Source organism: [Brevibacterium] flavum (assembly GCF_019317305.1).
Taxonomy (GTDB): Bacteria; Actinomycetota; Actinomycetes; order Mycobacteriales; family Mycobacteriaceae; genus Corynebacterium; species Corynebacterium glutamicum.
In genome coordinates this window covers 788,376-806,004 of the sequence record NZ_CP079240.1, presented here as the reverse complement: position 1 = coordinate 806,004, position 17,629 = coordinate 788,376, and the positions used below count along the sequence as shown (strand labels likewise).

13 protein-coding genes and 1 pseudogene are annotated in these 17,629 nt (G+C 55.4%); 5 read left to right on the top strand and 9 right to left on the bottom strand.

Annotated features, from left to right (window positions below; translation table 11 throughout):
• Positions 1 to 37: 37 nt before the first annotated feature.
• Complete coding sequence (locus KW808_RS03885) at positions 38 to 1,105, bottom strand: Cj0069 family protein (RefSeq protein ID WP_003863620.1); 1,068 nt, start codon at positions 1,103 to 1,105, stop codon at positions 38 to 40.
• A 327-nt stretch (positions 1,106 to 1,432) separates the two neighbouring features.
• Between KW808_RS03885 and KW808_RS03880 the strand changes: the two genes are divergently transcribed.
• Together KW808_RS03880 and KW808_RS03875 are read left to right on the top strand one after the other, a co-directional pair.
• Positions 1,433 to 2,323 carry a sulfurtransferase gene (locus tag KW808_RS03880; RefSeq protein WP_003858271.1) on the top strand — a complete coding sequence of 297 codons (891 nt, stop codon included), beginning with the start codon at positions 1,433 to 1,435 and terminating at the stop codon, positions 2,321 to 2,323.
• A gap of 206 nt (positions 2,324 to 2,529) precedes the next feature.
• Positions 2,530 to 4,305 (top strand): acetyl/propionyl/methylcrotonyl-CoA carboxylase subunit alpha, encoded by a 1,776-nt coding sequence (locus KW808_RS03875; protein WP_003863622.1) that lies wholly within the window; start codon positions 2,530 to 2,532, stop codon positions 4,303 to 4,305.
• A gap of 231 nt (positions 4,306 to 4,536) precedes the next feature.
• Here KW808_RS03875 and KW808_RS03870 read toward each other — a convergent pair whose 3' ends face one another.
• On the bottom strand, positions 4,537 to 4,719 hold the full coding sequence (locus KW808_RS03870; protein WP_003863623.1) for a hypothetical protein: 183 nt from the start codon (positions 4,717 to 4,719) through the stop codon (positions 4,537 to 4,539).
• A gap of 161 nt (positions 4,720 to 4,880) precedes the next feature.
• On the opposite strand from KW808_RS03870, the gene KW808_RS03865 reads away from it, so the two are divergent.
• Both KW808_RS03865 and KW808_RS03860 read left to right on the top strand, forming a co-directional pair.
• Entirely contained in the window at positions 4,881 to 6,206 is a 1,326-nt protein-coding gene (locus KW808_RS03865) for a helix-turn-helix domain-containing protein (protein ID WP_003863624.1), read from the top strand.
• Between the two features lie 23 nt (positions 6,207 to 6,229).
• Complete coding sequence (locus tag KW808_RS03860; protein WP_003863625.1) at positions 6,230 to 6,607, top strand: hypothetical protein; 378 nt, start codon at positions 6,230 to 6,232, stop codon at positions 6,605 to 6,607.
• On the opposite strand, the gene KW808_RS03855 is transcribed toward KW808_RS03860, so the two are convergent.
• The 4 genes from KW808_RS03855 to KW808_RS03840 form a co-directional block, all read right to left on the bottom strand.
• Positions 6,604 to 7,749 carry a bifunctional 2-methylcitrate synthase/citrate synthase gene (locus KW808_RS03855; RefSeq protein WP_003863626.1) on the bottom strand — a complete coding sequence of 382 codons (1,146 nt, stop codon included), beginning with the start codon at positions 7,747 to 7,749 and terminating at the stop codon, positions 6,604 to 6,606. The two genes, KW808_RS03860 and KW808_RS03855, sit on opposite strands and share 4 nt — an antisense overlap.
• Positions 7,742 to 8,659, bottom strand: a complete 918-nt coding sequence (prpB, locus tag KW808_RS03850) for a methylisocitrate lyase (RefSeq protein ID WP_003863627.1) — start codon at positions 8,657 to 8,659, stop codon at positions 7,742 to 7,744. Before prpB ends, KW808_RS03855 begins: the two co-directional genes overlap by 8 nt.
• Positions 8,656 to 10,152 carry a 2-methylcitrate dehydratase PrpD gene (gene prpD, locus KW808_RS03845; protein ID WP_003863628.1) on the bottom strand — a complete coding sequence of 499 codons (1,497 nt, stop codon included), beginning with the start codon at positions 10,150 to 10,152 and terminating at the stop codon, positions 8,656 to 8,658. The genes prpB and prpD overlap by 4 nt, the downstream gene beginning before the upstream one ends.
• Before the next feature lie 86 nt (positions 10,153 to 10,238).
• Positions 10,239 to 11,165 carry an NAD(P)/FAD-dependent oxidoreductase gene (locus KW808_RS03840; protein ID WP_003863629.1) on the bottom strand — a complete coding sequence of 309 codons (927 nt, stop codon included), beginning with the start codon at positions 11,163 to 11,165 and terminating at the stop codon, positions 10,239 to 10,241.
• A gap of 118 nt (positions 11,166 to 11,283) precedes the next feature.
• On the opposite strand from KW808_RS03840, the pseudogene KW808_RS03835 reads away from it, so the two are divergent.
• Positions 11,284 to 12,160 (top strand): annotated as a pseudogene (locus KW808_RS03835) (GTP-binding protein).
• A 224-nt stretch (positions 12,161 to 12,384) separates the two neighbouring features.
• Here the strand turns inward: KW808_RS03835 and KW808_RS03830 are convergent.
• From KW808_RS03830 to KW808_RS03820, 3 genes are all read right to left on the bottom strand, one after another.
• Positions 12,385 to 12,873: a CAP domain-containing protein gene (locus KW808_RS03830; RefSeq protein ID WP_003863630.1), complete on the bottom strand. Its 489-nt coding sequence runs from the start codon at positions 12,871 to 12,873 to the stop codon at positions 12,385 to 12,387.
• A gap of 81 nt (positions 12,874 to 12,954) precedes the next feature.
• Positions 12,955 to 13,827: a YbbN family protein gene (locus tag KW808_RS03825; RefSeq protein ID WP_003863631.1), complete on the bottom strand. Its 873-nt coding sequence runs from the start codon at positions 13,825 to 13,827 to the stop codon at positions 12,955 to 12,957.
• Between the two features lie 205 nt (positions 13,828 to 14,032).
• A complete protein-coding gene (locus KW808_RS03820; RefSeq protein ID WP_003863632.1) occupies positions 14,033 to 17,455 on the bottom strand; it encodes a pyruvate carboxylase in 3,423 nt (1,140 codons plus the stop codon).
• Positions 17,456 to 17,629 lie beyond the last annotated feature (174 nt).

The following is a 17,629-nucleotide window of genomic DNA, read 5'->3' as shown; positions in this document are numbered from 1 at the left end:
GGCAAGGTGCGGGAGGGAGACGTCGAGAAGCAAAGTTTTAAACAGTAAGCTGCGCGAACTCCTCGATGCGCTTGATGGCCTCTGATGCCACGAGCTGCTGGATGCCCATGTCCAGCTCGGAGGTGAAGCCGACGCAGGAGCAGTTGATTTCACCGAGCACGTAGGTGTCCTTGCCGTCAACGACATCGCCGAGCATGAAGTCTGCGGTCCAGATCAATGGGATGTTGTCGCCGCCGAGCTTTTCCGCGATGACTGGGCGAGCGTCTGCGAAGAGGTCAATCAGTTCCTGCCACTGCTCTGGCTTGTCGTAGGTGTACTTCGCGCCGGAAAACAGGGTTGCGGAGAAGTTGTCGCCGCCTTCTGCTGGCTTCTTGTGCACGACGAACACTGGGTGTGGTCCGACGAGAAGGATGCGGATTTCGCCTTCGACGATGCGTGGCATGAAACGCATATCAACGAGCATGCCGTTGTCGCCGATGATGTACTGGTCACAGAAATCCATGAACTCGCCGAGCTTACGGACTTCAGTGTGGTTGTCGACTGCTTCGGTGCACTTGATTTCAGTGTCCAATGGCAGTGCGGTGCCTGGCTCGATGGATGCAGCCAGTTCCTTGTCTACCAACTGGACGCGCCAAATGCCGGAGCCGGTGGAGCCACGGTTTTGCTTGAGCACGCGCTCACCGAAGGACAGGGAGGTTGGGAAAACCTTGTGGAAGGTCTCCACGTCGTAGTACGCCTCGGTGTCGGATGGCACCAGGTCGGTTTGGGATAGCTTGACCAGCGCATCTTTCGCGCCGTATGCCATCATTTCCTCAGGGGTGGACATGCCCACGAGCCCTGCTTCGGACAGACGGGTGAGCAGGTCAAAGTAGCCGCGCTCGCCGCCTGGGATGTTGCCTGGGTTGACACGTGAGATGTAGCCGTCGAAGTTTTCAGATACGTACTCAAAGAGACCTTCGGTCCACTCTGGGCGGTAGTACACAACATCTGCCTGCCAGCCAGCATCATTTATGGAGTTGACGATAGGCATGGTGTCTTTACGGTGACCGTCGAAGTGCTTGTCGGAGCCGCCTTCGACTTCAAATACAACGATGCTCTTTTTCATGGGTGTTGGATTTCACTTTCTCCTAACTTGAAGCACTTTTGGGTTGAGTTCTTCAAGAGGTGATCAGCAGCAATAAAAACTGAATTTTTAGACACGTTTTCTATGTTCAACGTGGGAAACCCTGAAACCTCGAAGCGCTTGAATGTGAGCTTGAGCGCCGGGCATTTTCACGTTGACAAAATAGACAATAAAGCACAGATGATGTTCTTTGCTTCCCAACTATGCCACTAGTAATTAAGGACACAAACACCTTTAACCAATATGCTGGGATACAGTATTTAATTTTCACCCATTTATGCACTCGTTTATGGAAGGCAGCGACCCCACATGGCAGCACCGTTCGACCCATTCCCAGCTTTTGAGGAATACGCACACCCTGAAAGGATCGTGTCTGCATCCTGGCTTTCCGCCCGCCTCGGCTCCCCTGGTCTGAAGGTTGTGGAGTCCAATGAAGATTCCCTTCTTTACGATATCGGACACCTCCCCGGCGCTGTGCGCATTGACTGGGCAAAGGACCTCAACGATCCCCTCACCCGCGATTTCATTGACGGTGAAGCTTTCGCTGAGCTGATGAACCGCAAGGGCATCGCTCGCGATGACACCGTTGTTGTCTACGGTGACAAGTCCAACTGGTGGGCTGCGTTCACCCTGTGGGTCTTCGAACTGTTCGGCCACTCCGATGTCCGCCTGCTCAACGGCGGCCGCGACGCGTGGATGGCTGAAGAGCGCGACACCTCCTACGTGGTTCCGGAGTACCCCTCCGCCAACTACCCCGTCGTGGAGCGTGTCGACGAAAACCAGCGCGCGTTCGTGGCTGAGGTGCTCGGTTCGCTCACGCAATCCGGTGGCATGACGCTTGTCGACGTCAGGACCCCTTCGGAGTTCTCCGGATTGGATGAGCACGGCAACCCAACCTCAAACACCGGCGTGCTTCGTGGTGGACACATCCCAGGCGCGATCAACCTGGATTGGTCGGACGCTGTTCTTCCCAACGGAAACTTCCGCACCCGTGCAGAGTTGGACAAGCTCTACGCCGATCTCAACCCAGCTGACGATACCGTTGTCTACTGCCAGGTTGGCGACCGCGCGGCCCACACCTGGTTCGTGCTGAAGTATCTGCTCGGTTTCAACAACGTCCGAAACTATGACGGATCGTGGGCAGAATGGGGCAATATGGTTCGCATGCCGATCGAAACTGGCGAAAACACCAAAAAATAACGTGTTGGTGTCATAGAATAGGCGTATCCCCTTTTTGCCTGAACATAAGCCATATTTTCTGCCTAAAACAGAGGAATTCCCCCAGATATGAGTAAATCCTCATATCTGGTTGAGCTCTTCGGGGTTGAGTGTGCAAGAATATTCACTATTGGTCAGGCAACTATGTGTCTACCCACTGAGTCATCAATTTAAATCAGGAGTTATTAGTGTCAGTCGAGACTAGGAAGATCACCAAGGTTCTTGTCGCTAACCGTGGTGAGATTGCAATCCGCGTGTTCCGTGCAGCTCGAGATGAAGGCATCGGATCTGTCGCCGTCTACGCAGAGCCAGATGCAGATGCACCATTCGTGTCATATGCAGACGAGGCTTTTGCCCTCGGTGGCCAAACATCCGCTGAGTCCTACCTTGTCATTGACAAGATCATCGATGCGGCCCGCAAGTCCGGCGCCGACGCCATCCACCCTGGCTACGGCTTCCTCGCAGAAAACGCTGACTTCGCAGAAGCAGTCATCAACGAAGGCCTGATCTGGATTGGACCTTCACCTGAGTCCATCCGCGCCCTCGGCGACAAGGTCACCGCTCGCCACATCGCAGATACCGCCAAGGCTCCAATGGCTCCTGGCACCAAGGAACCAGTAAAAGACGCAGCAGAAGTTGTGGCTTTCGCTGAAGAATTCGGTCTCCCAATCGCCATCAAGGCAGCTTTCGGTGGCGGCGGACGTGGCATGAAGGTTGCCTACAAGATGGAAGAAGTCGCTGACCTCTTCGAGTCCGCAACCCGTGAAGCAACCGCAGCGTTCGGCCGCGGCGAGTGCTTCGTGGAGCGCTACCTGGACAAGGCACGCCACGTTGAGGCTCAGGTCATCGCCGATAAGCACGGCAACGTTGTTGTCGCCGGAACCCGTGACTGCTCCCTGCAGCGCCGTTTCCAGAAGCTCGTCGAAGAAGCACCAGCACCATTCCTCACCGATGACCAGCGCGAGCGTCTCCACTCCTCCGCGAAGGCTATCTGTAAGGAAGCTGGCTACTACGGTGCAGGCACCGTTGAGTACCTCGTTGGCTCCGACGGACTGATCTCCTTCCTCGAGGTCAACACCCGCCTCCAGGTGGAACACCCAGTCACCGAAGAGACCACCGGCATCGACCTGGTCCGCGAAATGTTCCGCATCGCAGAAGGCCACGAGCTCTCCATCAAGGAAGATCCAGCTCCACGCGGCCACGCATTCGAGTTCCGCATCAACGGCGAAGACGCTGGCTCCAACTTCATGCCTGCACCAGGCAAGATCACCAGCTACCGCGAGCCACAGGGCCCAGGCGTCCGCATGGACTCCGGTGTCGTTGAAGGTTCCGAAATCTCCGGACAGTTCGACTCCATGCTGGCAAAGCTGATCGTTTGGGGCGACACCCGCGAGCAGGCTCTCCAGCGCTCCCGCCGTGCACTTGCAGAGTACGTTGTCGAGGGCATGCCAACCGTTATCCCATTCCACCAGCACATCGTGGAAAACCCAGCATTCGTGGGCAACGACGAAGGCTTCGAGATCTACACCAAGTGGATCGAAGAGGTTTGGGATAACCCAATCGCACCTTACGTTGACGCTTCCGAGCTCGACGAAGATGAGGACAAGACCCCAGCACAGAAGGTTGTTGTGGAGATCAACGGCCGTCGCGTTGAGGTTGCACTCCCAGGCGATCTGGCACTCGGTGGCACCGCTGGTCCTAAGAAGAAGGCCAAGAAGCGTCGCGCAGGTGGCGCAAAGGCTGGCGTATCCGGCGATGCAGTGGCAGCTCCAATGCAGGGCACTGTCATCAAGGTCAACGTCGAAGAAGGCGCTGAAGTCAACGAAGGCGACACCGTTGTTGTCCTCGAGGCTATGAAGATGGAAAACCCTGTGAAGGCTCATAAGTCCGGAACCGTAACCGGCCTTACTGTCGCTGCAGGCGAGGGTGTCAACAAGGGCGTTGTTCTCCTCGAGATCAAGTAAGTTCTTGGATTCCTGTTAGTCAAAAACCGGGTCGCATCTGATGTTCAGATGTGGCCCGGTTTAACTATTGGGGTTAACACGCTTGGCCCCGGCCCCTGTTGTACATTCGACAACAAGATTTCGGTAAAAAGGTGGTCAAAATCAGGAAATCTTGTTGTCGAATGTACACCGCATTGTGGGCTTTCACGGTTCGCTGCGTTGATTGTTATTTAGCCAGCCTGCTCCCCACACTTAACCGGTGATCAACGAGCCCACATACCCGGCGCGGTGCTGGAACAGCCCGAGAAATTTAAGATCGTTTGGGGTTGGCTGCTCGCCCGCTGATACTTCTCGTTCAATGGAGTGGATGACTGCTTCGCGGATTGCGGTTCCATCGGCGTAGCCTTGCCAGTTGATCTCGGTGGTGTCTTTCATGGTGTGCTCCCCTTGTGGTTTTTTATTTTCTTTAACGCTAATCGGCTGACGGCTTTCAATGCACAAGGTAAAATTTGTGTAATTGTGTCGTGTGGATTTGAAGGTTTTTGTAAATCTAGTTAAATCATGAGGTCATAAGCTTTTCGGGAGGTGGTCAAAAGATGTCGAAGCTTTACGCGGGGGCAAGGATCAATGCACTGCGCCGAACCCACCAACTGACCCAATCAGCATTAGCCGACAAGCTTGATCTCTCCACGAGCTATCTCAACCAGTTGGAAAATGATGGCCGGCCGCTTACTGCCACGGTGCTTTTGCAACTGATGAAAGTGTTCGATGTTGAGGCCAGTTATTTCTCCCCTGACCGGGGCACAGCCACGGCTACCCGACTGGCAGAAACCTTGGCTATGAATCAGGGGCCGACGATGTCGATGGATGATCTGTTAGATTTCGCGGATCGTTTCCCTCAGTTGGCACAGCATATTATCCAGCCTGCTGAGGTCGATCCCGCACATAGTTCTGCGCATGATTTTGTTCGGGATTATTTTGCCACCCACAAGAACTACATTGATTCTCTTGATCGCCTTGGTGAGGAGTTGGCAACTGCCATTGGTCAGCCGGGGCTTCGGGTTACCAGGCTCGCGCAGTTGCTTGATGCGGAGTACAACATCACGGTGCGTTTCCGGGCGCCGGATATTACTGGCCGGAGGCACTTTGATCCCCAATCGCGTCAGATTCTGCTGCGGCAAGATCTCAGCGAGGCGCAGCAGTGTTTTCAGTTGGCGGAGGAATTGACGTTTCTTGCTCATGCAGAGCTCTTGGATACCCTGACCACAGATCAACCGGATCTCCCTTATGAGGCAGCTATCCGCCTGGCTAAGGTGGGCCTCTCCCAATACTTCGCGGCTGCTGTTGTCATGCCGTACACCCGCTTTTTGGAATTCGCCCAGGACAAGCACTATGACATCGAGTTGATCTCTGAGGCGTTTGGAGTGTCTTTCGAGTCCGCGTGCCACCGCTTGTCTACGCTGCAGCGTTCGGGGGCGTCAGGGGTGCCGTTTTTCTTTGTGCGCTCGGACCGGGCAGGAAATATTTCCAAGAGGCAATCTGCAGCTACGTTCCACTTCTCGCGAACAGACGGCACTTGTCCTTTGTGGGCGCTGCATCGAGCTTTTGAACGTCAAGGAAACATCACCCGCCAGGTTGCTCGCATGCCGGATGGCCGGACCTATTTGTGGCTCGCACGCGCGGTGAAAGGTCGAACTCATGGTTTCGGGTATCCTGCTGCGGAATTCGCCATCGGCCTGGGCTGCGATATCAGCGAGGCACCAGGCTTGGTGTATTCCCAAGGCCTCAATTTGGATCCCGAGTCCGCCGCAGAGATCGGCCCTGGTTGTCGGATCTGTCCTCGGGAGAACTGTGTGCAGCGTGCATTCCCACCATCGGGTCAAGAATCTATCCGCCCAGCCCCTGTCCAACTCCTCAACTAAAAAGGCAGCACTTAAAAAACACTATGGAACCCATGGAACTAAACGGCGGTCGTTTCTACGCCCGCAAGCTCACCTCAGATAATCGGATTGATGATGTCCCGGCGCTCTCACTGATCCTTCCCGATGCGGCACAGTTCATCGCGGACGCCACCACAGCCTGGCACGAGGACACCGAATACACCTGGGCTATCTGCGAGCAGACCAGTGTTGAACTACTGGCTCTGGCACGCCTTGATCCCAAGCAGCGCACACTCGAGGTCATGCCCGCAGGTGATCCCGCCACCCAATTGCCCAATGATCCAGTGCTCGCTCCAAAAACCATCGGCGATGCTGTGGCGGAGGGCCGCGACACCATCACCAGATGGGCACAAGGCTATTTAGAAATCAGCCTCACTGATTAGGTTCTCTCCGAAATGGGCACCACCTCCCTTTCTTCCACTCCGTTGTAGGCAGACAATGGTCGGATCAGCGCATTGTTTTCAAATTGCTCCACGATGTGTGCCGTCCACCCTGACACTCGGGCCAGCACAAACAGTGGTGTGAAAAAGTCGACGGGGAATCCCAGCATGTAATAGGCAGGGCCGGCCGGGAAGTCGAGGTTGGGTTTAATGCCAGTGCGAGCCTCCATGACTTCCTGCATCGACGCATACATTTGCACCCATTTTTGACCACGGTGACGAGCAGCAAGGGAGCGCATGGATTTCTCCATGGAGGGGACCCTGGAGTCGCCGTTTTTGTACACGCGGTGCCCGAATCCCATGATGCGTTCTTTACGATCCAACGCCTTGCCCATCCAGTCGGCAGCATTGTTGGGATCGTCGATATCCAGCATGGTGTGCATGACAAACTCATTGGCACCTCCGTGCAGTGGGCCTTTGAGAGCACCGATCGCACCTGTGATCGCCGAATACGTATCGGATCGCGTTGATGAGATCACGCGGGCTGAGAATGTGGAGGCGTTGAAGGAGTGCTCGGCGTAGAGGATGAGGGAGCGTTCAAAATCGCGGATGTCATCTGCGGAGTTGGCTACAGAACCGTCATCATTGCCAAACACCATGGATAAGAAATTCGAAGCGATACCTTTGTTGTGGTCAGGTGCCATGATCTCTTCCCCACTTCGCCTGCGGATATCCATGGCAACCACCATGGGAAGCTGCGCAAGCAGGTTGTGTCCAATGCTTCGGATATGATCGGCATCGCGGGTAAACGGATCGGGATCAAAGGTACCCATGTAGGACACTGCGGTGCGCAGCACGTCCATGGGGTGGCAGGTGTTGGGTAAGGAGTGGATGAGGGAAATCAGTCCGGCGTCGAGTGAGCGGTAGCTTCGACCTGTCGTGTTGAAGGTCCGGAGTTGTTCAGTGGTGGGCAGCTCCCCAAACCACAGGAGGTAGATCACTTCTTCAAAGCTGCAGTTTTCCACCAAATCCTCCACGGCGTAGCCACGGTAAGTCAGCGAGTTGCTCTCTGGCATCACTTTGGAAATGCTTGTGTAGTCAGAGATGACGCCGTTGAGTCCTTTGCGGACTTGGCTGTCACTCATTGTTTTCTCCTTTTCTGTAGGTGAAAATGTGCTGGTCAAAGACGTTGTAGTCTTCGTATCGCAGGAGCTCATATAATCTGCTGCGGTGTTGCATGCGGTCCAGCCATCCTTCTTGGGTACCGTGTTCTTTGATTTCGGCTAGTGCTTGTTCTACTTGTCCCATGGCAATACGCAGCGTGGTCACGGGGTAGATCACGGCGTTGTAGCCAATCTCTTCCAACACGTCGGCTGACAGCAGCGTCGTTTTGCCAAATTCGGTCATATTCGCCAGCAACAAGGCATCAGGGATGGCGTGCCGGAAGTATCGGAAGTCGGCTTCGCTGTGGAGGGCTTCGGTGAAAATCATGTCGGCGCCCGCATCCAAGTAGGCTTTCGCGCGCTCAATGACGGCATCGATTCCTTCCACTCCAGCGGCGTCGGTGCGGGCGCAGATGACAAAGTTCGGGTCGCGCCGGGCCGAGACTGCGGCTGCGATGCGTCGAACCATCACGTCTGTGCCCACGACTTCTTTGCCGTCCAAGTGCCCGCAACGTTTGGGGTTGACTTGGTCTTCAAGGTGGCATCCGGCCACACCGGCATCCTCCAATTCGGCGACGGTGCGTGCGGCCGACATGGGTTCGCCAAAGCCGGTGTCGGCGTCGACAAGCACTCCTAGGTCTGTGACGCGCGCAATTTGCCGCGCGCGGTGGGCGACTTCGGTCAGCGTCGTCAAGCCGATATCGGGTAGTGCCAGGTCAGCGGCTATGACGGCGCCGGAAACGTAGACGCCTTCGAAGCCGGCTTCTTCGATGGAGCGCGCAACCAGAGGGGAGAATGCGCCGGGCAGCCGGGCGATGTGGGGTGCGGCGAGTGCCGCTTTAAATGCTTGTCGACGCCTCCCCACATCAACACCATTCGAAAAGAGATTCATAACAGCCCCGCTTTCGTCGCGGCCTGGTTGCTTATGTCGACTTCGATGTTGAGCTGATCAAGATCATCCAGGTCAGGCAGGCTTTGCACGGCATGCAAGAAGCGTTCCTGTTCTGAATCAATGACAATCCCCTGCGCGAGTGTGCGGAATTTTTCAATGTAATTCTCCCGCGCAAACGGCCGAGCACCCAGCGGGTGGGCATCCGCGACAGCCAATTCATCCTCAATCACGGTGCCATCAGCCATGGTGATCACTGCTTTCGCACCAAAGGCCTTTTTTGCAGGATCATCAGAATGGTATCGACGCGTCCATTCAGGATCCTCCACGGTGCGAATCTTGTGCCACAGCTCCACAGTTTCCGGGCGGGTGGAACGCTTGCGGGTGTAGGAAAACTCGTGGTGCCACACGCCATCTTGAAGCGCGACGGCGAAAATGTACATGATGGAATGATCCAGGGTTTCACGCGAGGCCTGCGGATCCATCTTCTGCGGATCGTTCGCCCCAGTGCCAATCACATAATGCGTATGGTGACTGGTGCGCAGCACAATCTCTGCAATGTGTTCCGTTCCGCCAGCCGCGTCAACCAGTGGCTTCATCCTGCGCGCCAGATCAATCGGTGCCTGCGATTGATATTCCGCTGAATGTTCCTTTGTGTAAGTCTCTAGAATCCCCAGTTTGGGCTCGCCGTGTTCCGGCAATGGCACATGATAAACATGATCTTTGCCCGATAACAGCCACGCGATGACCCCGTCTTCGCCCTCCCAAATCGGTGCGGGCGAACCCTCCCCACGCATCGCACGATCCATCGCCTCAATGGCCATCTTTCCCGCAAACGCTGGCGCGAACGCCTTCCAGCTGGAAATCTCACCTTTTCGCGACTGCCTCGTAGCCGTCGTGGTGTGCAATGCCTGGCCGATCGCCTGGTAGATGGTTTCCTCATCTACATGCAACAACGTGCCCAAACCCGCTGCAGCGCTGGGACCAAGGTGGGCTACGTGATCAATTTTGTGCTCATGCAAGCAGATCCCCTTCACCAATTCCACCTGCACCTCATAGGCAGTGGCGATACCCCGAATGAGATCCCTGCCGCTGCTTCTCTGAGCCTGCGCCACCGCAAGAAGTGGTGGAATATTGTCGCCGGGATGGGAGTATTCAGCTGCTAAAAATGTATCGTGGAAGTCCAATTCACGTACGGCCACACCATTAGCAAAGGCAGCCCACTCTGGTGAGTAGCTGCCTGAAATTCCAAAAACTTTTCCACCCTTTTCCCGCGGATGGGACTGCGCTTGTTGCCTGGCCACAGTCACAGGCCGGCGCAACACCGACGCGGCAGACACCGCCGCGTTGTCGATGATCCGGTTGATGATCATCTCCGAAACCTCCGGTGTCACCTCCACGGGGTCGGTGGCAAGCTCGGCGAATTTCCACGCAAGGTGCTCTGCTTTGGGAAAGTTATCGGCCGAAAGGTGGGTATAAACATCGTGGATGCGCATGGGGCTCCTTGAGATTTATTTGTGCACTGTTCTCTTAGAGCCCACCCTAGGCCGATTATGTGCGACAGGCCACAACCTCACGCAGTTTAGTTCTGCGCGCTTGCCACGGAAATATCTTCCAGGATTAGATCAAAGTTAATCTCTGCACCAGCCATTACGCCTTGAGCAGCGGAACCATAGACCATCGCCATGGGAGCTTGCGCGTTTCCGGCAGCCCACACACCTTCAATAGGAGTGCGCCCGGTTTGGGTACCTGGAATGAACCTGCCCATCGGGTTTTCTTCCATCTGACCACCAAGTTGGGTGTACAGCGTGCCATCCACCAGTGGACGAGATGCCACCACGATGTTGTCGCAGCTTAAATGATCGCCTTCGGACAGTTCCACAGACAGGCCATCACCTTCGGCGGATACGCGCACCGCATTGGTGCCCAACACTTTTACTCCAGCACTATCTAGGCGCTCGCTGGTTTGTTCATCAATGTCGATCGTGCCCACCAAGCTGACAGTTTTGGACAACTGCGAGAACATCAACGCTTGGTGCGCAGCCATGGGCGAGGTACCCACCACGACGATTTCAGAATCGCGGGCCTCAAAGCCGTGGCAGTAAGCGCAGTGCAACACTTTGGTTCCCCAAAAATCTGACAGTCCTTCTACCTCTGGCAGATCGTCAACGGCGCCGTGGGCCAAAATGATGCGCCGAGAGTGAAGGAGGGAGGCGTCGTCAAGCGTTATGGCGAAGGTGGAACCGGTGCGCTCAACTTTTGCTACGCGCCCGGGCGCAATGGTGACGCCATAGGAACGCGCTTCGGCGCGGCCTTTTTCCAGCAGCTCGGCGGGCGCAATGCCTTCCTGGCCGAGGACATTGTGAGCAGCGTGCGCATAGCGGTTACGGGGTTGACCAGCGTCGATGACGATGACACTGCGCAGTGAGCGGCCGAGCGCGACAGCGGCGGCGAGACCTGCAGCGCCGGCGCCGACGACAACTACGTCAACGAGATCATGAGATGACATGGGGTGCTCCTAAAAAGCGAAGGTCAAAAAACTTGACTTTATTGAAAACAATTTCCATTAAGAAGTGTACACTTGCGTCGACTCTATTGAAAATGATTCCTAAGAGGAGGGCTTTCCCATGGCCACAACGACCCCCGTCACCGTGCTATCCGGATTTCTGGGCTCCGGAAAAACCACATTGCTCAACCAGATCCTCCACCACCGAGGATCCCGGAAAATCGCAGTCATTGTCAACGATTTTTCAGAAATCAACATCGACGCAGCCCTCATCGCACCCGAAGGCCACCTCACCCGCGGCGAAGACCGCTTCGTGGAACTGACCAACGGATGCATCTGCTGCACCCTGCGCGAAGACCTCGTGGATTCCGTCGGCGAACTCGCCAGCAGCGACCGCTTCGACCACATCGTCATCGAATCCACGGGCATCTCCGAACCAATGCCGGTAGCCGCCACATTTGAATGGCAGTGGGATGACGGCACCCGCCTGGCTGACAAAGCACTGATCGCCAGCATGAACCCACGCGCCCGCATTGACTTACTCATCGATGGCCTCAACGACGGCTCCCCCATCACCGACGACATCCTCGGAGCTTTCCTCTACGACGAAGCCACCGCCCGCGCCTACGAGGGTTACACGGAAGAACTCGAAAAATCCGCATACTCCCGAAACCGAGGAATACGGCATCAGTTCCGTGGTATTCCGCTCTGACCGGCCGTTCAACAAGGATCGCCTACTTCAGGTACTGCGTTCCACCACTGGACTCGTTCGTTCCAAAGGCTATTGCTGGATCGCTGATCACCTCGACATCGTCCAGGTCTGGCACCAAGCCGGCCCCAATTTAAGCATTCGCCCTGCCGCTTATTGGGCCAATTCAGAGATCACCCCCGGCACCGAATTGGTTCTGATCGGCATCCACATCGACGTCCCCACCTTGCTCGCACTGCTACAAGGCGCGACGCTTACCGATGCGGAAGTGGCGGCACTGGTTTTGTGAGTTCCTCAAGTCCGTGAATTCCACAGTGACTTCGCTCGTAAAGGCAGTGACCCCGAAGGAATTTCCGGGGCTCTTCCTCAAGCTCAGACGCGTTCGATTCCTTCCGTTGCCTTGCTTAGAAATTTGAGCAACGGGCCGAATCGACAGCCTATAAAATGTCCTTCAATCATCGACCATATCCGCAAAAAGCACTGGTCACACTACTTTTCGAAGCCCTTTTTGCACTAAAAATAAAACTGAGTTGTCGCCCACGTTTGGCCAGAACTATCATAGACAACTCCGACACCAATCTGGGAGTAGCGCGTGTCTAGCATATTCCGGTTATGCCCAGGTGAGTTCTTCCAGCTTTCAAAAATGAGCGAAGCTGGGCGGATATTGCTAGCCCAGTAAATATTCTCGCCATAGTTTTCGCCACTGGAATGAACAAAATTTCCGGTTCGCGACATTGTATAAGACCAGCCCTTAGAGCCGGAATTAAGAGACTCATTCATCGCCAACGGTGCTACACCATGGGCAATTCGATGCTGGTTAACGAGCGCAAATACTTCTAATTCAACCTGACTCACATCGCCGTTCGCATTTTCAGTATTGCGAGCTGGTGGGGCAAAAATGTTGCTCGACAGTGCGGTAAAAGCGTGTGCGCTCGGAGCCATCCCAAATGTCATGGCAGTGGAAACAGCGAGCCCGATCGCAGCTCTCATGGCCTTCTTCATTTGTCTCCTTGTGTCATTGCCTTGTCATATCTAAACTACAGCAAAACTTGAACTGTTTCTTAGAATATTTAAAGTGTTTTCTTAGCTCATTGCATTCGCCACCTGCGCCCTGATTTCCAATGCGACCAGGTCCAGCGGATCAAACAAGTTCAGCAATTCCACGATCCGCCGGGCAGCCTCCGGTTTTGGCAATAGTGCCGCAAGGTGCGCGAGCGCTGTGTCTGGCTGATCCAGCAACACATACATATCCGCCGCCGCCAGCGCCTTGTTCACATCGTCTGGATCCCGGCGCGACTTCTCGATCGGATCCTCTCCCCGATCCACCACAGACATCCGCGCCAATACCGACACCGCCGCGTGCGCCCGCTTCACCGTCGCATCCTGCGGCAACTGCTCATACAACGCCAACGCCGCGCGAAAATCACCGGCGTTCACCAATTCCGCTGCCCGCCACAGGCGCGGGTCTATTTGCTTATCGACGTCCCCCTCTTTTTCATTGGAGATCGTTTCCCGCGACACAAAATGATCAAGCCATTGTGCAACCGGCTCCTTGTTGAGCGAGTTGAACTCCGCAATGCTGGCGCCATCTTTCACCACGTATGCCACCGGAATCTGTTTTGGCCTAAATCTGGCAACCACATCTGCACTGCGATCAGGATCAACAATCGCTACAGAAAATCGCCCTTTATTACCTGCCTGAAAGTGCAGAATGTCTTTTTCCAAATCCTGAAATGTGGGCAGCAGGGAGTGACCAATGAGCACCACCACCTCCTTAGCTTTTGAGGCCTGCGTGATGGCATGCTCCATATTTGAGGAGGTCACCTTCGTTATTGCGGCAACCTTCCCCTCGTACGACGCTGCTAAATCCACAGCTTTCTCAGGTTGGACTTGTCCGGTGACCTCCAAGTCACGGCGCAGAGTTGGTGAGCAGGAATCGTGTGCATAGTCCATCATGACACCTAATAGTAATGATTTTCATTAGCGGGGTGCAGTATTAAATCAAGACGGCATGGATTCCCTTTGAGCCTTGGTCTCGATCTTCAAATCTCAGTCCTTAAAAGTGTCGAATCAGACCAAATCCAACTCACCCATCTCCCATCTTGACCCAAAAAGCCCCGCCTCCTCCATGAGGAAGAAGCGGGGCTTTTTACAGAAAGGTTTAGGAAACGACGACGATCAAGTCGCCACCTTCCACCTTCGTTGCAGCAGGAACCACAACGCGATCGATTTTGCCGTCAACAGAAGCAGTGATTGTTGCTTCCATCTTCATAGCCTCGATGATTGCGACTGCATCTCCAGCCTTGACCTCATCACCTTCAGCAACAGTCACAGTGACAACACCAGCGAATGGTGCAGCAACATGGCCCTTGTTGGAGGAATCTGCCTTTTCTGCGGTTGCGGTGACAGACTCAACGGAGCGGTCACGCACACGCATTGGGCGGATCTGGCCGTTGACGTTGGCCACAACATTGCGCATACCCTTATCGTCTGGCTCAGAGATCGCATCCAGGCGAACAAGCAGTGGGGTGCGCACATCTGGCAGGCGGATCAAAGTCTCGCGGCCTTCGACCAGGCCGTAGAAGAATTCACGATCATCCAGCGCAGAGGTGTTGCCGAAGCGGCGACGGTGCTCGAGGAACTCTTCGGTTGGCTTCGGGAACAGCAGGCGGTTGAGGCTGTTGCGACGTTCCTTGGAATCATCAGCGTCGAGGTGCGCCTGCTCTTCCTCAGGAACTTCCGTCAGAGGTGCCTTGCCTTCGGAGCGGCCTTCCAGTGCGCGGGTGCGCAGTGGTTCTGGCCAGCCACCTGGAGGGTTACCAAGCTCGCCGCGCAGGAACGCGATGACAGAGTCTGGGATGTCGTACTTTTGTGGGTCTGCAGCAAAGTCTGCTGGATCTACACCCGCACCAACCAGGTGGAGTGCGAGGTCGCCAACAACCTTGGAGGATGGGGTGACCTTGGTTGGGCGTCCCAGCATCTCATTAACGGCTGCGTAGTTGTCTTCGATGAGCTCGAAGCGATCAGCAAGGCCCAGTGCGGTGGCCTGTGCACGCAGGTTGGACAGCTGTCCGCCTGGGATTTCGTGGCGGTAGACGCGACCGGTTGGGCCTGGGGTTCCAGACTCAAATGGCAGGTACAGTCCGCGCACTGCTTCCCAGTACGGCTCGAGGTCAGAAACAGCCTCGAGGCTCAAACCGGTATCGCGACGGGTGTGCGCGAATGCAGCAACAATGGCAGACAGGGATGGCTGGGAGGTGGTGCCAGACAGTGGTGCGGAAGCACCGTCAACAGCATCTGCACCAGCTTGAGCTGCAGCAAAGTAGGTAGCCAGCTGGCCACCCGCGGTGTCGTGGGTGTGCACGTGCACTGGCAGATCGAATTCACGGCGCAGTGCGGTGACCAGCTTGGTTACCGCAGCTGGGCGAAGCAGACCAGCCATATCCTTAATGGCCAAGATGTGAGCGCCAGACTTGACGATCTCCTCTGCCATCTTCAGGTAGTAATCCAGGGTGTAGAGCTTTTCATTTGGATCAGAGAGATCACCAGAATAAGCCATAGCCACCTCGGCTACCGCGGTGTTGGTCTCCAGGACTGCGTCGATTGCTGGACGCATCTGGGAGACGTCGTTAAGCGCGTCGAAGATGCGGAAGATGTCCACGCCGGAGGTGGCAGCTTCCTTAACAAACGCGCGGCAGACGGAGTCTGGGTACGGGGTGTATCCCACGGTGTTGCGGCCGCGAAGCAGCATCTGAATGTTTACATTCGGCATCGCCTCGCGCAGCTCGTCGAGCCTGTCCCACGGATCCTCAAAGAGGAAACGCATCGCCACATCGTAGGTCGCGCCGCCCCAGGCCTCCACGGACAAAAGCTCAGGAGTCAGCTTTGCGACGGCCTCTGCCGCAGGCTTCAGTGCGAATGAGCGGACTCGGGTCGCAAGCAAAGACTGGTGTGCATCGCGGAAGGTGGTATCAGTAACTGCCAGTGCGTCCTGCTCACGGAGATCACGAGCAAACGCGGCTGGGCCAAGCTGCTTCAGGCGGTCACGGGAACCGCGTGGCAGTGGCAGATCCTTGATGTTGGGCAGCTTATCGATTGGTGCTGCAACATCCTTTGGACGCACACCATGAGGCTTGTTCACGGTGACATCTGCCAAGTAATCCAGGATGCGTCCCTGCTCATCATCCGCAGGTGGAGCCTGAAGGAGGTGTGGGTGATCGCCGATAAATCCGGTGGCGATGCGCTTGGAAGTGAAGTCCTCTTCCCGCAGCAGCGCGCGCAAGAAGCCAATGTTGGTTGCAACACCAGACACGGTGAACTCAGCCAACGCGCGCTGTGCACGAGCAACAGCAGTTTCAAAGTCGGAACCACGGCAGGTCATTTTCACCAGCATGGAGTCAAAGTGTGCGGTGATTTCGCCACCGAGCTGAGCTGCACCGTCAAGACGAACGCCAGCTCCGCCTGGTGAGCGGTACGCGGTGATAGTTCCGGTATCTGGGCGGAAGCCGTTGTTTGGATCTTCCGTGGTGATGCGGCACTGCAGTGCTGCACCGTGGGTCTTGATCTTATCTTGGGTCAGACCCAATTCCTTCAAGGTTGCACCAGCAGCCAAGCGCATCTGCGCCTTCACCAGGTCCACCTCGGTGACTTCTTCAGTCACGGTGTGCTCAACCTGGATACGTGGGTTCATTTCGATGAAAACGTGGTTGCCCTTTTCATCGACCAAGAATTCCACGGTTCCCGCGCCCTGGTAACCAATGGAGCGGCAGAACTTTACTGCATCCGCGCAAATGCGATCACGCAGTTCTGGATCCAAATGCTGTGCTGGCGCAATTTCGACAACTTTTTGGTGACGACGCTGCAGTGAGCAGTCACGTTCATAAAGGTGTACAACTTCTCCAGTGCGATCGCCAAGGATCTGCACTTCAATGTGCTGGGGGTTAATCACAGCACGTTCGACATATACCGAACCGTCGCCGAATGCCGCTTCAGCTTCACGAGATGCTTCTGTTGCCAATTTGCGGAGCTCATCAGGTGAAGAAACAAAGCGCATACCGCGTCCGCCACCACCGGCAACTGCCTTTACAAAGATGGGGTAAGTCTGGCCTTCAGCGCTTTTAACGATGTCATCGATGTTTTTGCTCGGGGTGGATTCCGCCAAAACTGGCAGACCAGCCTTCTTCGCGGCGGTTACCGCACGAGACTTATCACCGGTGAGATCAAGAACCTCTGGGGTTGGGCCAATAAAAGTAATGCCGTTTTCCGCGCACTCGCGGGCAAGCTGGGCATTTTCAGACAGGAAGCCATATCCCGGGTAAATAGCATCTGCTTTAACTTTTTTAGCTGCACCGATAATTTCATCGATGTCCAGGTACGCCTTGACTGGTGAGCCTTCAGTACCAATGCGGACAGCTTCAGAAGCAAAAGAGCGGTGGAATGATCCCCGATCTTCACGGGGGTAAATAGCTACCGTGGCTGCACCGGTTTCGAGTGCTGCACGGAAAGCACGGACCGCGATTTCGCCGCGGTTTGCTACCAAGATCTTTTTGAATGCTGGAAGCGTTGAAGATGTGTGAGTCGACACTAGAGTAATTGTTCCTTTCAACAAGAGACCGCCAAGGGTGATAGCAGTCACTTCGTCCTAGTATCGTAACCCCCGATTCCCCCAATCAAACATCGGTTTTTGTTTTCCTCTCAATGTTTTCGGGCAACACTCCTCTGACCTGCACGACTTCAAGCCAAAGTGAATGAAATAAAC

What these genes read in the sequence shown, in the direction of transcription:
- KW808_RS03885 (WP_003863620.1), bottom strand. Translation starts at nt 1,105, where the DNA reads ATGAAAAAGAGCATCGTTGTATTTGAAGTCGAAGGCGGCTCCGACAAG.
- KW808_RS03880 (WP_003858271.1), top strand. Translation starts at nt 1,433, where the DNA reads ATGGCAGCACCGTTCGACCCATTCCCAGCTTTTGAGGAATACGCACAC.
- KW808_RS03870 (WP_003863623.1), bottom strand. Translation starts at nt 4,719, where the DNA reads ATGAAAGACACCACCGAGATCAACTGGCAAGGCTACGCCGATGGAACC.
- KW808_RS03865 (WP_003863624.1), top strand. Translation starts at nt 4,881, where the DNA reads ATGTCGAAGCTTTACGCGGGGGCAAGGATCAATGCACTGCGCCGAACC.
- KW808_RS03860 (WP_003863625.1), top strand. Translation starts at nt 6,230, where the DNA reads ATGGAACCCATGGAACTAAACGGCGGTCGTTTCTACGCCCGCAAGCTC.
- KW808_RS03855 (WP_003863626.1), bottom strand. Translation starts at nt 7,749, where the DNA reads ATGAGTGACAGCCAAGTCCGCAAAGGACTCAACGGCGTCATCTCTGAC.
- prpB (WP_003863627.1), bottom strand. Translation starts at nt 8,659, where the DNA reads ATGAATCTCTTTTCGAATGGTGTTGATGTGGGGAGGCGTCGACAAGCA.
- prpD (WP_003863628.1), bottom strand. Translation starts at nt 10,152, where the DNA reads ATGCGCATCCACGATGTTTATACCCACCTTTCGGCCGATAACTTTCCC.
- KW808_RS03840 (WP_003863629.1), bottom strand. Translation starts at nt 11,165, where the DNA reads ATGTCATCTCATGATCTCGTTGACGTAGTTGTCGTCGGCGCCGGCGCT.
- KW808_RS03830 (WP_003863630.1), bottom strand. Translation starts at nt 12,873, where the DNA reads ATGAAGAAGGCCATGAGAGCTGCGATCGGGCTCGCTGTTTCCACTGCC.
- KW808_RS03825 (WP_003863631.1), bottom strand. Translation starts at nt 13,827, where the DNA reads ATGATGGACTATGCACACGATTCCTGCTCACCAACTCTGCGCCGTGAC.